The sequence below is a fragment of the Stenotrophomonas sp. STEN147 genome, assembly GCF_056757995.1.
The window spans coordinates 173,291-185,469 of the sequence record NZ_JBRRCG010000003.1; the positions used below are offsets into that span (position 1 = coordinate 173,291).

The 12,179-nt window shown below is 65.6% G+C and carries 13 protein-coding genes and 1 tRNA gene; 5 read left to right on the forward strand and 9 right to left on the reverse strand.

What is annotated here, in order from left to right:
- Positions 1-7 precede the first annotated feature (7 nt).
- The 4 genes from ACVOKU_RS05690 to ACVOKU_RS05705 form a co-directional block, all read right to left on the reverse strand.
- Positions 8-1,513, reverse strand: coding sequence for a PepSY domain-containing protein (locus tag ACVOKU_RS05690; RefSeq protein ID WP_481559361.1), 1,506 nt, complete (start codon positions 1,511-1,513; stop codon positions 8-10).
- An 11-nt stretch (positions 1,514-1,524) separates the two neighbouring features.
- Positions 1,525-3,660, reverse strand: a complete 2,136-nt coding sequence (locus ACVOKU_RS05695) for a TonB-dependent receptor (RefSeq protein WP_481559362.1) — start codon at positions 3,658-3,660, stop codon at positions 1,525-1,527.
- 120 nt (positions 3,661-3,780) lie between these two features.
- Positions 3,781-4,167, reverse strand: a complete 387-nt coding sequence (locus tag ACVOKU_RS05700) for a DUF2946 family protein (protein ID WP_481559402.1) — start codon at positions 4,165-4,167, stop codon at positions 3,781-3,783.
- A 130-nt stretch (positions 4,168-4,297) separates the two neighbouring features.
- Entirely contained in the window at positions 4,298-4,678 is a 381-nt protein-coding gene (locus ACVOKU_RS05705; protein ID WP_053519221.1) for a tautomerase family protein, read from the reverse strand.
- A 276-nt stretch (positions 4,679-4,954) separates the two neighbouring features.
- Here ACVOKU_RS05705 and ACVOKU_RS05710 point away from each other — a divergent pair, with 276 nt between their 5' ends.
- From ACVOKU_RS05710 to ACVOKU_RS05730, 5 genes are all read left to right on the forward strand, one after another.
- Complete coding sequence (locus ACVOKU_RS05710) at positions 4,955-6,028, forward strand: NucA/NucB deoxyribonuclease domain-containing protein (protein ID WP_065175965.1); 1,074 nt, start codon at positions 4,955-4,957, stop codon at positions 6,026-6,028.
- 4 nt (positions 6,029-6,032) lie between these two features.
- Complete coding sequence (locus tag ACVOKU_RS05715; protein ID WP_081279791.1) at positions 6,033-6,653, forward strand: SMI1/KNR4 family protein; 621 nt, start codon at positions 6,033-6,035, stop codon at positions 6,651-6,653.
- A 64-nt stretch (positions 6,654-6,717) separates the two neighbouring features.
- Positions 6,718-7,353, forward strand: coding sequence for an SMI1/KNR4 family protein (locus ACVOKU_RS05720; RefSeq protein WP_481559363.1), 636 nt, complete (start codon positions 6,718-6,720; stop codon positions 7,351-7,353).
- Positions 7,354-7,819: 466 nt separating this feature from the next.
- Positions 7,820-8,224, forward strand: coding sequence for a hypothetical protein (locus tag ACVOKU_RS05725; RefSeq protein WP_481559364.1), 405 nt, complete (start codon positions 7,820-7,822; stop codon positions 8,222-8,224).
- A gap of 52 nt (positions 8,225-8,276) precedes the next feature.
- Positions 8,277-8,840 carry a hypothetical protein gene (locus tag ACVOKU_RS05730; protein WP_481559365.1) on the forward strand — a complete coding sequence of 188 codons (564 nt, stop codon included), beginning with the start codon at positions 8,277-8,279 and terminating at the stop codon, positions 8,838-8,840.
- 84 nt (positions 8,841-8,924) lie between these two features.
- On the opposite strand, the gene ACVOKU_RS05735 is transcribed toward ACVOKU_RS05730, so the two are convergent.
- From ACVOKU_RS05735 to mltG, 5 genes are all read right to left on the reverse strand, one after another.
- A tRNA-Val gene (locus ACVOKU_RS05735) sits at positions 8,925-8,999 on the reverse strand.
- A gap of 113 nt (positions 9,000-9,112) precedes the next feature.
- Positions 9,113-9,466, reverse strand: coding sequence for a PilZ domain-containing protein (locus tag ACVOKU_RS05740; RefSeq protein ID WP_053520428.1), 354 nt, complete (start codon positions 9,464-9,466; stop codon positions 9,113-9,115).
- Positions 9,463-10,419, reverse strand: a complete 957-nt coding sequence (locus ACVOKU_RS05745; RefSeq protein ID WP_481559366.1) for a DNA polymerase III subunit delta' — start codon at positions 10,417-10,419, stop codon at positions 9,463-9,465. Before ACVOKU_RS05745 ends, ACVOKU_RS05740 begins: the two co-directional genes overlap by 4 nt.
- Entirely contained in the window at positions 10,416-11,081 is a 666-nt protein-coding gene (tmk, locus tag ACVOKU_RS05750) for a dTMP kinase (RefSeq protein WP_065182455.1), read from the reverse strand. The genes ACVOKU_RS05745 and tmk overlap by 4 nt, the downstream gene beginning before the upstream one ends.
- Positions 11,078-12,139 carry an endolytic transglycosylase MltG gene (mltG, locus tag ACVOKU_RS05755; RefSeq protein ID WP_164152176.1) on the reverse strand — a complete coding sequence of 354 codons (1,062 nt, stop codon included), beginning with the start codon at positions 12,137-12,139 and terminating at the stop codon, positions 11,078-11,080. Before mltG ends, tmk begins: the two co-directional genes overlap by 4 nt.
- Between the last annotated feature and the right edge of the window lie 40 nt (positions 12,140-12,179).

The window sequence follows — 12,179 nt, forward strand, 5'->3', positions numbered from 1 at the left end:
CGCGGCATCAACGGCGCCGACGCCGGACCTTCATCCGCAATCGTCGATAACCGATCACCGTAGCCGTCGCGCACAGCGCGGTGCCGGCGGTGCTCAACAGCAGCAGCACGCCCAACCGGGCCGTCTCCTGCCGCAGCATTGCCGGCAGGTCCCAGCTGTGCAGGAAGTAGAACAGCCAGCGCCCGACGCGCTCACGATGCCCCAGGATCAGCAGTGGATCGCCGCTGGCCAGATCGAAGTAGACGCGCGTCGCCTCGGCATCACCGAAGTCCGCCACCGCCACCGGGAAGCGGCGCACCGCCGCGCCGTTCATCGCCTCCGGCGCACGTGGATAGAAATAGGCATCCGCTGCATGCAGTAGTGCGAACCGATGCATCGGCGCGGCAGACATCGCCTGCGCCTTCTGCTGCAGCCATGCCACCGGCAGCAGCGGCATCATCCGGAGATGCCCTTCGTCTGCGGATACGATGCGCGTATCGCCCTGCCCGTCCAGCAACAGCGCGAACAGCTCACCGCCGATGCGCCGCCACTGGATCTCCACCGGCATGAACAGCCCACCATGGGCCGCAGCCAGCAGCGCTGCCGGTTCGCCCAGTGGGCCATTCACTACCACCGCACCGCCGCGATACTGCGCCGTGTCGATCGCCACGCGCGTACTGCTGAACACGCCCAGCGGATTCATCGACATCAGCCCGCTGAAGATCCAGGTGAACACGAACGCCGCAGCCGTCAGACCGATCAGATGATGCCAGCGCATCCACGGCTCGACGTACGGCGTCTTCGCGCCCGAACGATAGGTGCCACGGAAGCGCCAGCGCAACAGACCCACCACGATGCCGCTCACCGCCGCCACCGTGCACAGTGCTGACAGCACGATCACCACCCACGTCCACACCGGGTCCACCGACTGCATGCGCAGGAAGTACAGCCAGTGCAGCCAAGCGCCCACATAGTTCCAGCGCTGCTGCGCATGCGGTGCATCCAGCACCACCTCGCCGGTGCGCGAAGACACGTACAGGTCACCCGGCCGCGCACCGCCCACCTCGACCCGGTACAGCGGCCGATGCGCATCCAGCGCACGCGAATGCGTCCAGCGGTCCTCATCCACGCGCATCGCACCCACGAATGCCGGGCCGCCGGCAAACTGCGCCGCCGAGGCTTCGGCGCGCTGTGCCGATACCGGCAGCAGGACCTGCCCGGTACGCGCCGACCAGGCTCCCACGTGGTTGCCACTACGCACCACATAGGCGGGCTCGCCACGCAGCGTGGTCAGCGCCACGCTTTCCGGCTCAGCCTGCACGGCCGCTGGCAACGCCGACAGTCCAAGCAGCCCATGCGCCTCGCCCAGCACCGGCAACGCCGCCAGCCGCTCGCCGGGCGTCAGCTTCGGGTAGCCGACGAACAGCATCACCATGCCGCTGACAAACCACAGCAGCATCAGCAGGCATCCGCCGATGCCCAGCCAACGGTGCACCAGGTAGGTCCAGCGCTTGGCAGTGGATCGCAGCGACATGGCGTGCGTCCTCAGAAGCGGTGATCGAGGGTGAATTCGACGCGGCGGTCCGCGCCCAGCAGCCACTGCGTGCTGGTGTAGTACGCCGTCGCGTAGTACGCCTTGTCGAACACGTTGAACAGGCGCGCGCTCACCCGCGTGCGCGGTGCCGCCTGCCAGGTCAGCGCCAGATCGGTGGTGCTGTAGCCCGGCAGCTCCAGGGTATTGGCGTTGTCGGCGTAGCGCTTGCCGACGTAACGCGCACCGCCGGCCACGGTCCAGTACGGCAGGAACTGCCAGCTCAGCCACACATTGGCCAGCCGCTCGGCCACGTTCGGCGGCACGTTGCCATCGCGCGAGACCAGCACGGCCGGCGAACCGGTGGCTTCCAGGAAGTCCTCGAACTCGGCCTTCAGCACCGTCGCGTTGGCATCGAGCGTCCACTGCGGCGCGAAATTCCAGTTCAAGGACGCCTCGATTCCGCGCGAAGTCTGCGCGCCCACCTGCACCCGACGATCCGGGAGCAGCGGATCACGGCTGAGCAGCCCGGTCTTGCGGATCCGGTACGCCGCCAGCGTCCACTCGCCACCGTCGAAGGCCTGCTTCAGGCCGACTTCGACCTGACGCCCCTTGGCCAGGTCGAAGGCACCGTTGGCCGGACTGATCATCAACAGGCCGCTGACCGGGTCGGCCGCCTGCGAATACTGCGCGTACAGGCTCAGCGTCGGCTGCAGCGCGAATACCGTGCCTGCTCGCCAGCCGGTGCTGCTGTAGGTCTTCGAGAATGCCCTCTGGCCGCTGATCAGATCGGTAAGATCGATGCGCGCGCGGTCGTGGCGCAGCCCGCCCAGTACCGACCAGCGCTCGCTCAGGGCCAGCCGGTCTTCCACGAACAGTGCGTACTGCTCGGCACTGTTGCGGTAGCGCGGCAGGTTCGGCGCATCGCTGGCAAACTGCCCCGGCACCGGATGGAACGGATCGACCGGACCGGAACTGCCGGCATAGGTATTGTTGGTGTGCTTGAAATGCGCACGGTTGGCATCCATTCCGACCGCGAAACTGTTGGCAAGACCGCCCACCTCACCCTGCACGCGCAGCGTCGAGGTCAGCCCGGTCTGGTCCTGGTTGTGGGTGATCTGGGTGTTGCCCGAGCGGTCAATCAGGCCGGTACGCGGGTTGTAGACATAGGCCTCGGCGTTGCGCCAATCGCGCTGGCTGTCGATCTGGTAGACGCGGGTGCGCCACTCCACCTTCGCGTTCGGCGTCCACAGTGCATCGAGCTGGGTCCAGCGGTCACGGAAGCGGATGTCACTGTCTTCCACGTTGTAGTTGCGGTGGCGCAGTGCGCCCCACTGCCGGCCATCCACCAGCGGCGTGCCGAAGTAGCGCGTCGGCTGCTGGTAGCCCTGCGCATGGGTGAGCGTCAGCTGCAGGTCGGTACGCGGCTGCCACAGCAATGCCCCGGAGAAAGTCGCGTCACTGTTGCGACCACGGTCCACCCAGCCGCCGCTGTAGTTGCCGCTCACATCCAGCCGGTAGGCCAGCTCGGGCGTCAGCGCGCCACCGCTGCCGAAGCCCAAGCGCGCGGTGTCCTCGCTGCCCACCGTCACGCTGATCTCGTTCTCGACGGCACCGCGCGAAGGCTTCTTCGGCACGATGTTGATCACACCGCCGATCGCACCGTCGCCGTGGATCACCGAGGCCGGCCCGCGCAGCACTTCGATGCGCTCGATGGACCAGGTATCGAACGGGAAGGTGATGCCCACGCCGCCGTACTGGCGCAGGCCATCGTACAGGCGCATCACCGACGCCCCATCGGTGAAACCCCGGCTGGACAGCGCGCTGAGGCCATTGCCCGGATGCGGCATCGCGCTGATCGCACCCGCGCGGCTGATCGCATCGTTGAGGCTGGAATCACCGCGCTGCTCCAGCTGGTCGCGGTCGATCACGGTGAGCGCCGCGGGTGTCTGCAACACGTTCAGGCCCAGCGCGGAACCTGCGCCGGGGGTGGCCGACAGCGCACCGTGCCGGGTATCGACCACGCGTACGGTGTCGAGGGTGGTCGGGCCCGCCGCTTCGGCACGGGCAGGTGCAACAGGGAGGGCGCAGGCGCACAGCGCCGGCAGCGTCGCCCAACACAGGGCAACGCGCTTCGGATGTCTTTTCATTTTTTCACGGCATGCAATGCCACCCCGCACTGCGGGGCAGCAGGAAGGAAAGCGCACGCGGTAGCGCCAGGCCATGCCTGGCGGCTTCCATCAGAGGGAATGCACGGCCGCGTGCGCGGCTCAGCCCACCGATGCCGCCGGTGGTCCCCGCGCCCCGAGGGTTCCCGCCAGGCGCGCGGGCACTGCCAGCACAGCGCCCAGCCGCGCCCGGCAGACCGGCGCCAAGGGCACCAGCAGCAGGAATGCCGCCACCAGCAGGGTGATCAACCGCGCAGCGATCAGGCAGTAATCGCAATCCACGCCCATTTCATGATCGGCGTGTGGATCGGCGGGCGGATTCTTCGCGGCCTCACCGTGCGGCGTCGCCATCGCATGATGGTCGTGATGGCCTTCCATCGTGTGCTGCGCATGCAGCGAATGATCCATCGCCGCCACCGGCACCGCCGCTGCCACGCGGCCATGCGCCACCCAGCGGCTCACCAGCGGGGCAAGCAGCACCAGCAGCAGGGCAAGCCATGCCAGGGCCTGGAACCGGCGGTGGAATCGGGGGCGGTGCACCCGGGCATTCTACGGCGCGGCGCCGCAACCTTGGACCACGTTCAGGGTTTTGCCCCTGCGACAGGGTGACGCAGGCGCCTCACGTCGCGTACTGGGCAACGCCATGTCCGAACGACCAGTTCTCCTTCTTCACTTCCACCAGATTGATGAACACGTCCTCGCGGCGGATGCCCACTGCCGCATGCAGGCCGTCAGCGATGCCCGCGTACAGCGCCTTCTTCTGCTCCAGGGTGCGGCCCTCGTTCCAGGTGATCTGGATGCAGATGAAATCGTCGGAGCGCTGCACACCCAGATAGCTGGGGTCGTAGACCAGGGTGGCGGCGTCGTGCTCCTGGAAGATCTGGAAGCGGTCGTTCTCGGGCACGCCGACAGCGCGCATGGCCTGGTAGATGGCCTCGCCGACGCGCTGCAGGTAGTCGGCGGATTGGCCTTTGCGGAGATCGATGCGGGCGAGCGGCATGGTGGGGCTCCGGAGACGCGGCGAAGTGTCCCGGCCGATGGGAGCACGCTGCAGGGCACTCCGCAAGGGTGCGCGGCTGTCGCATCGGGTCTGGCGTGAGCAGGCCAACGTGACTGACCACCCGCGCGCCAGTGATCGAAGCCACATACGGGCCGTGCCCGGTATCACGCCCCGACCGACGGCCGGGGTATTCCTACCCTCCTTCTCCTGTGGGCAAGCGCATCAAGGGCCACCGGCACCTTCTGCCGGCGACCTGTCCAACCCAAGGAGATCCGGATGAAACTGACACCACTGGCCCTGGCTGCGACGCTGTGCGCGTTCACCGCACACGCGCAGCAGGACGATGACTGCCCCAGCGACGCGCAGATGATCGCCACCATGTCCTTCGCCGAACTTGATCGGTACGAAGCGGACATGCGCAACGAAGAGCCTTCGTTCGAGGAGCTCTGCAAAGATGCCACCGACAAGGACGAGGAGGAGGCGGCAGGGTCGCGGCGGCACTACTGCGTCAAGCGAACTGCGCGCTACGTGTCCTACAACACCGACATCGGCGCAGAGGAGTATTCGGACATCACGATGTACGACTACGCTTACCTTCCACGCACCGGCACCACCTGGACGCATCGCGTACGTGTGGACATCCGGGATGTTGTGGGTGAGGCATCCAAGGGGCTGACGATGGCGCCCTTCCTGTACTGCGGCAGCTGTACCGAGAAGCAACAGTTCCAGACGATCACCATCGGCGGGCAAGGTGCCTATGACTTTGCTGCGACGCTCGGTATGGACACCGAGGATGGACGCACCAGCCAGAACACCCAGCTGATCCTGACGCGTTTCAATGTGGACCAGACGCCGATCGAGATGTCGGCACCGGAACTGCGGTGTGAAAGGCTGGCCACAAAGCAGTACTCTGGTTGTCGATTCTCAACGTATCCCGCAGTCTTCGAATTGCAGACAAGCAATCCGGACGTTGATGAGTCGGCCCAGCATATCAAGAGCGCCCTGGACAGCCTGCCGGGCAACCCCGGAAGGTGGAATCCCGATCCGGCGCTTCGAGGCTCAGCGCTGACACGGCAGGTTGCCATCACAGAAATCGAGAAGAATCGCGCCGCCTCGGTTGAACTGTGTCGGCAACGATTCCCAGGCTCAGCTGCTCCCGGCCTGAACTGCGATGAATACCCCTTCGCGGCAACCCGGCAGGGCGCCGCACAGAGCCCGGCGGAGAACGTGTCGGTGAAGTACATCGACGCCTCGGACAACAAGCGCGTCGGCGGCCTTCTCAAGGGCTTCTACTGCACCCACGCCAGGATTCTGGACGGCGAATCATTCTGGTTATCCATCAAAGAGTGATGTCATGACGCATGATGAATGGAACGAACTGCTCCGCGAGATCAACCGGGCCTGCCTCGCGTCCATCCCACATGACAGCGACCCATCGCCGTTTGGGTTTGGACTGAGCCAGTTGGTCGACCGATATCCAGAGCATCCGATATCCGCTCTCGCCACCGATGCAATGGCACGCAAAGCTGAGTGGCTCGGACTTCCACCTGCAACGCCCGCTCAGATTGAACGGGCGGAACATCGATTGGGCATCCAGCTCCCCGCTGAGTATCGACGCTTCCTTGAAGTATCCAACGGCTTCCTGCTCCCGGGCAGGGCAATCACCTCCTACCTTCCGATTGAGCTGGTGCAACCGCTCGGCGTGAACTATCCGGACGTGGCCGCATTCTGGAAAAAAATGCTGGACGGGCTGGAGAATGAAGTCCCCGATCTGCTGGAAGGCCGGCTTGAGAACACCCTGCAGATCTCCGGACCGCCCAACGACAGGTGGGATTTCATCCTGCTTGATGACCGTGCGGGAAGTGAAGGCGTTGAACCGTCGATGTTCAACCTGGGGCACATCGGCCCGTCGGACCCGTTCGGTATGGATGCGGAGATGAGGAATGCACTGGCCTATCTGCAACGGCACGCCTGAGTACGCCAGCAAGTAGCAATGCTCTGCTCACATCCAGCTACCCTTCCCTTTGGATGATCCTCCTGTGAACACATCAACCAAACAACCTCCCGTGCCTTCGGGCGCAGCTGCGTGGCTCGACCTTCTCACCCGCCTCAATCAAGGCGTTCTATCCACACTGGAAGAACGGCTCGCCGCGCCAGAAATTGACATGGGCATGCAACCCTTCGCAGAGCAGTACCCGGACAGTCCCATGGCAGATGTCGCCCGACGCGCGCTGACCGGAACCCTCGATTGGTGTGGTGTGCCCGGTGCCAGTGAAAAGGCCATCGTTGATGCTGAAAATCGCCTTGGCGTCAGATTGCCAAAGAGCTATCGCGATTTCCTGAAGGTCAGCAATGGCTTCGCGATGCCAGGACGCTTCATCGACATCCTGTTGCCCGTCGAGTTGATCCGACCGTTTGGGCAGGACAACGAGGAGATCGTGCAGATTCGTCGGGAGTTGGTTGTAGATCCGGTGGTGGAAGCGTTCGAATACCACCTGGACCGCGCCATTCAGGTAAGCGGCACGCCTCAGATGGGCGATGACTTCATTCTGCTCGACACCTATCACTCCACAGCACTGAATGAATGCGATGCGCACGTCTACAGCCGTGTTGATATCGACTGGTACGCATCGTTTGCGCATCTTATGTTGAACGAGAGCACATCCAGCTTGTAGCGCAACATCACCCTCCCTCGGGAGGGTGAACCATCGCACGTTGACGCATTTGCCTCAGCCGGATCAGCGAGCCTCGTCACGTACACAGATCGATAGTGCCCGGCTTGCCCCAGCGTACACTCGAGTGCGGTACTGGCTCACATAACTGGAACCACCTGCGTTGTCGCCGTTTCAATGCAAATTTCCTTACTGACTTGTCCATTCGGGCAGTTCGATGATGGCCCCGCCGAGGCAAAGTGCCTTGGCCGGGATTGGCGTCTCGAATAAACGAACGAACTTCCACCGCTGCGGTTCACGCCGCAGCAGAGAGAATGCATCGATTGCCTTCAATGGCGGCCGGTGCGTGGGGATCGCAAGATCCGCCAGGCCTTCCTCTCGGTGGAAGTTCGTTTGCCTTGGTACGCCAACCCGCACCGTCCGCCACCTTCGCTTCGGAAGGTGGCCCCACGCCAGTGAGGGTTTCGCCATGACCAACCGCACCGCTGTCCATCCCCGTCTGCACGCCCTGATCGGCGACATCGCCGCCGACGTGCCCGAGGACCTCGCACGCGAGATCGAGTGCGCCTTGCACGAACAGAGTCTGCCCGTGCAGTCGCCTGCCTTCTTCACGTACCTCAATGCCATCAGCCGCGCCGACGGCGATGACGGACAGCCGTGCAACAGCCTCACCCTCGTTGCCAGCAATCACGCCTCGCTGCGCCGCTCGCTGTCCGGGCTCAGCGCACTGCTCGATCTGCTGCAGGCTGCCGACCGTGCGCGCAACGAGGGCAGCCCGGACGAACAGCTGGGCGCTTTCCACACCGACGGACTGATCGTGGCCGCGCGACAACTGGTGCGTGAGGCGAATCATTGCCTCTCCGGCGCTGACTGACCGGCGCGGATGCCCTCCCGCTACAATCGCGCAGGGATCGCAGGAGGCCGCAATGGACGCCGAACACCTGGAGTACTTCAAGGCCGCACTGGAAGGCCGCGCAACCGTGGGTTGGAACGTATGGTTTGCCGCCAACCAGCACGCGCTGTCCCAACAGATGAGCCGCCCTGCACTGCTGCGGTTGAAGTTCAGAAAACTGGATGAAGCCGAGTGCCTGCTCGCCGAGGCCGGCATCGTGCCCCGCAGTACGGCGGGCAAACGCTACGAAATGTACTGCGCCCAGTTCTCGGCGGACGTGGTGGACGCGAACGGCCGCCCGCTGCCGGCCATCTGGCGCGCAGCGCACGGCGGTGCCATCGGCCTGCTGGCCGAGGGTGAGCAGGAGGCCGGCCAGGCGAAGCTGCTGGCGGAATTTCGCCGCATCCGCAAGCGCGGGCTTCAACAGGCCCACGAATGGCTGGCCGATCTGTGCTTTGAAGGCGAGATGGAACTGACCAGCGGCAATGCCGAGGTGGGCCGCAATCTGCTGGCGGTTGTAGTGCAGGCCGGTAGCGGCCACGACCTGTTGGATGCGACGGCGATGATCGCGCGGGATCTGCTGGATCAGCACGGCTGATGGCAGCCGCAGCAGTGACGCTGGCACGCATCATCAGACAACAAAAAAGCCCCCATTGCTGGAGGCTTTTTTCGTTCTGCAACATGGTGGGCGGTACAGGGATCGAACCTGTGACCCTTGCCGTGTGAAGGCAATGCTCTACCGCTGAGCTAACCGCCCGGTGTGTTGCTGAGCCGCTCATTATAGGAACTTTTCAGAGGCCGTCAACAGTTTTCACATCCGTCTTCACGTGTGTTTTCGAGGCGTGCCGCCGGGCGTGGCCCGGCGCTGCCTCACATCGTGTGGGTAGGCTTGTCCGAGCTGGTCAGGCCGGCCAGCTGGGTCTCGATCTTGTGCCGCACGCCCTCGCCTTCGGCGCCGTCGGCCAGCTGCACGCCGATGCCCGCGGTACGGTTGCCCTGCGCCCCTGCCGGGGTCACCCAGATCACCTTGCCGGCCACCGGCAGGCGCTCGCTGGAATCGGGCAGGGTCAGCAGCAGGAAGACCTCGTCGCCGAGGAAGTAGCGCTTGGGCGTGGGCACGAAGATGCCGCCGTTCTTCACGAACGGCATGTACGCGCTGTACAGCGCGGCTTTGTCCTTCACGGCCAGGGACAGGATGCCCTGGCGGGCGTTGCTGGCACTCATCGATTTCCCCTTGCGGCAGGCCGCTCGTTCACCTTGTTCCAGGCCAGCAGCAACTCGACCACCGCAAGGTCTGTACGCACCGTGGTGCGCAGCAGGTCGCGGGTGCGGTTGGCAGCGTCGAACCAGGCTGCCAGCTTGTGCAATCGCTCCGGCGCGGTCAAGGCGTCCGTGCTGGCCTGGGCCAGCGCCAGGTCGGCGGCGAAGCGCAGGCGCAGCGCCGCATTGTCGTCACCGCACCACTTCTGCGCCAGCTCCACCGCGCCGGTCTTGCCGGCGGCCAGCTGCTCCAGGTCGCGGGCCACCTCACGGCGCAGGCTCAGCCCGTCCTCGCGCAGCCAGTTGTCGGCCTGGCCGGGATGGCCGCGCGCGGCGTCCAGCGCTTCGCGTGCGGAGGCGTCGCTGTGGCCCTGCTGCTGCAACCAGGCCAGCGCTTCCTCGTGCGGCGGCAGCTTGAACTCCAGGCGCTGGCACCGGCTGCGGATGGTCTGCGGCAGGCGTGCCGGGTCGCTGCTGATCAGCCACAGGTAGCGGCCGGGCTGCGGCTCTTCCAGCGTCTTGAGCAATGCATTGGCCGCGGAGCGGTTGATCGCATCGGCCGGATCGACGATCACCACCTGGGCCACGCCGTACTGCGGGGTCAATGCCAGTTTGTCGGTGATCTCGCGCACCTGCTCGATGACGATCTCGGTACGCAGCTTGTCGCCGCTCTTGTTCGGAATGAAGCTCACCAGCTGCAGGTCCGGGTGGGTACCGGCAGCGATCAGGTGGCGGGTGCGCGTGGCGTGCGCGGCATCGCCCTGCGCCAGCACGTGGTCGGCCAACGCCAGCGCAACCTCGCGCTTGCCCAGCCCGGCCGGGCCGCAGATCAACAGGCCATGCCCCAGCCGGCCCGCGTCGAGCGCGGCCACGGTCTGATCGAATGCGCGCTGCTGCCAAGGCGAGAAGGTGCTCATGCGCCCTTTCCTTCCTGCAGCCAGCGCTCGACCTGCGCGATCACGTCGGCGGCCACGCGTTCCTGCACCTGGCCCGCGTCGATCACGGCGAAACGCTGTGGGTCCTGCTGGGCGCGGCTGCGGAACACTTCACGCACGCGCTGGAAGAAATCGTCCTGCTCGCTCTCGATGCGGTCCGGCCACAGGTCGCGGCCATTGGCGCGCGCACGACCGACCGCCACGTCCACATCCAGCAGCAGGGTCAGGCCCGGCAACAGGCCAACGGCACGGCGCTCCAGCTCGGCAATCCACTGCGGGTCCAGGCCACGGCCCCCTCCCTGGTAGGCGTAGCTGGAATCGGTGAAGCGATCACTCAGCACGTAGGCACCGCGCTGCAGGGCCGGCTGGATCACCTCCCGCACGTGCTGCGCGCGGGCGGCGAACACCAGCAGCAGTTCGGCCTCGGCACTGAGCGGCTCGGCGGCGATCTCGGCATCGGGCTTCAGTATCAGGCTGCGGATGCGCTCGGCCAGCGGCGTGCCGCCCGGTTCGCGGGTCAGCACGACTTCATGGCCATGCTGGCGCAGGCACGCGCGGATGGCATTGATCGCAGTGGTCTTGCCGGCGCCCTCGCCGCCTTCCAGGCTGACGAAACGCGGGTGGCGTAGCAGCGCGGGACTCATTGCGCCGGGGTCTCCTGGGTGCGTTGCTGGCGCAGCTGCTGCAGGTAGCGCGCTACCGCAGCGTTGTGCTGGTCCAGGCTGGAAGAGAACACGTGCGCGCCACTGCCATCGCCAACGGCGACGAAATACAGTGCATCCCCCGCTGCCGGCTGTGCCGCGGCCATCAGGGCGTCGCGGCTGGGCATGGCGATGGGGGTCGGGGTCAGGCCCGCACGGGTATAGGTGTTGTAAGGCGTATCGGTGGTCAGGTCGCGGCGGCGGATGTTGCCGTCATAGGCCGCGCCGATGCCATAGATCACGGTGGGATCGGTCTGCAGGCGCATGCCGATCTGCAGGCGGCGCATGAACACGCCGGCAATCTGCGGGCGCTCGCTGGCCAGCGCGGTTTCCTTCTCGATGATCGATGCCAGCGTCAGCAGCTCGTACGGCGTGTTGATCGGCAGGTCCGGTGCACGGCTCTGCCAGGCCTCGTCCAGCGCCTTTTCCATCGCCGCATGCGCACGCTTGAGCACATCCACGTCGCTGTCACCGCGCTGGTAGATGTAGGTCTCCGGCAGGAACCGGCCTTCCGGATGCTGGCCGCCGAAGCCCAGGCGCTGCATCAGTGCCGCATCATCAAGATCATCGGTGGTGTGCAGCAGTGGATCGGCACGCTTCAGCGCCGCGCGCAGCTGGCGGATGTTCCAGCCTTCGATGATGGTGACGCGGTGCTGCAGCACCTTGCCGGCGCGCATGCGCAGCAGCAGCTCGCGCGGGGTCAGCTGGTTGTCCAGCGCGTACTCACCCACCTTCAGCTTGCCGGCGGCGTCGAGCTGGCGTGCCAGCAGCTGCCACTGTGCGTCCTGGCCTTCGTCCACGCCCGCCTCGCGCAGCTTGCGCAGCACGGTGTTCAGGCCATCGCCGCTGGCGATCACCACGGTCTCTGCGGAGGGGGAGATCCGGGCATCGGCGAACTGGGTCTGCTTGTAGAAGAACCACGCGCCCGCGCCGGCCACGACCGCGACCAGCACCACCAGCAGCGTTACCACGAACAGACACCCGCGCTTGGCTCCCGCCATGGATTACCTCAGAACTCGATTCCGTCGTGCAGGATACCGT

Bases quoted from the DNA above. Each gene is read 5' to 3' on its own strand.
- ACVOKU_RS05690 (WP_481559361.1), bottom strand. From the start codon at position 1,513: ATGTCGCTGCGATCCACTGCCAAGCGCTGGACCTACCTGGTGCACCGT.
- ACVOKU_RS05695 (WP_481559362.1), bottom strand. From the start codon at position 3,660: ATGAAAAGACATCCGAAGCGCGTTGCCCTGTGTTGGGCGACGCTGCCG.
- ACVOKU_RS05705 (WP_053519221.1), bottom strand. From the start codon at position 4,678: ATGCCGCTCGCCCGCATCGATCTCCGCAAAGGCCAATCCGCCGACTAC.
- ACVOKU_RS05710 (WP_065175965.1), top strand. From the start codon at position 4,955: ATGAAACTGACACCACTGGCCCTGGCTGCGACGCTGTGCGCGTTCACC.
- ACVOKU_RS05715 (WP_081279791.1), top strand. From the start codon at position 6,033: ATGACGCATGATGAATGGAACGAACTGCTCCGCGAGATCAACCGGGCC.
- ACVOKU_RS05725 (WP_481559364.1), top strand. From the start codon at position 7,820: ATGACCAACCGCACCGCTGTCCATCCCCGTCTGCACGCCCTGATCGGC.
- ACVOKU_RS05730 (WP_481559365.1), top strand. From the start codon at position 8,277: ATGGACGCCGAACACCTGGAGTACTTCAAGGCCGCACTGGAAGGCCGC.
- ACVOKU_RS05740 (WP_053520428.1), bottom strand. From the start codon at position 9,466: ATGAGTGCCAGCAACGCCCGCCAGGGCATCCTGTCCCTGGCCGTGAAG.
- ACVOKU_RS05745 (WP_481559366.1), bottom strand. From the start codon at position 10,419: ATGAGCACCTTCTCGCCTTGGCAGCAGCGCGCATTCGATCAGACCGTG.
- tmk (WP_065182455.1), bottom strand. From the start codon at position 11,081: ATGAGTCCCGCGCTGCTACGCCACCCGCGTTTCGTCAGCCTGGAAGGC.
- mltG (WP_164152176.1), bottom strand. From the start codon at position 12,139: ATGGCGGGAGCCAAGCGCGGGTGTCTGTTCGTGGTAACGCTGCTGGTG.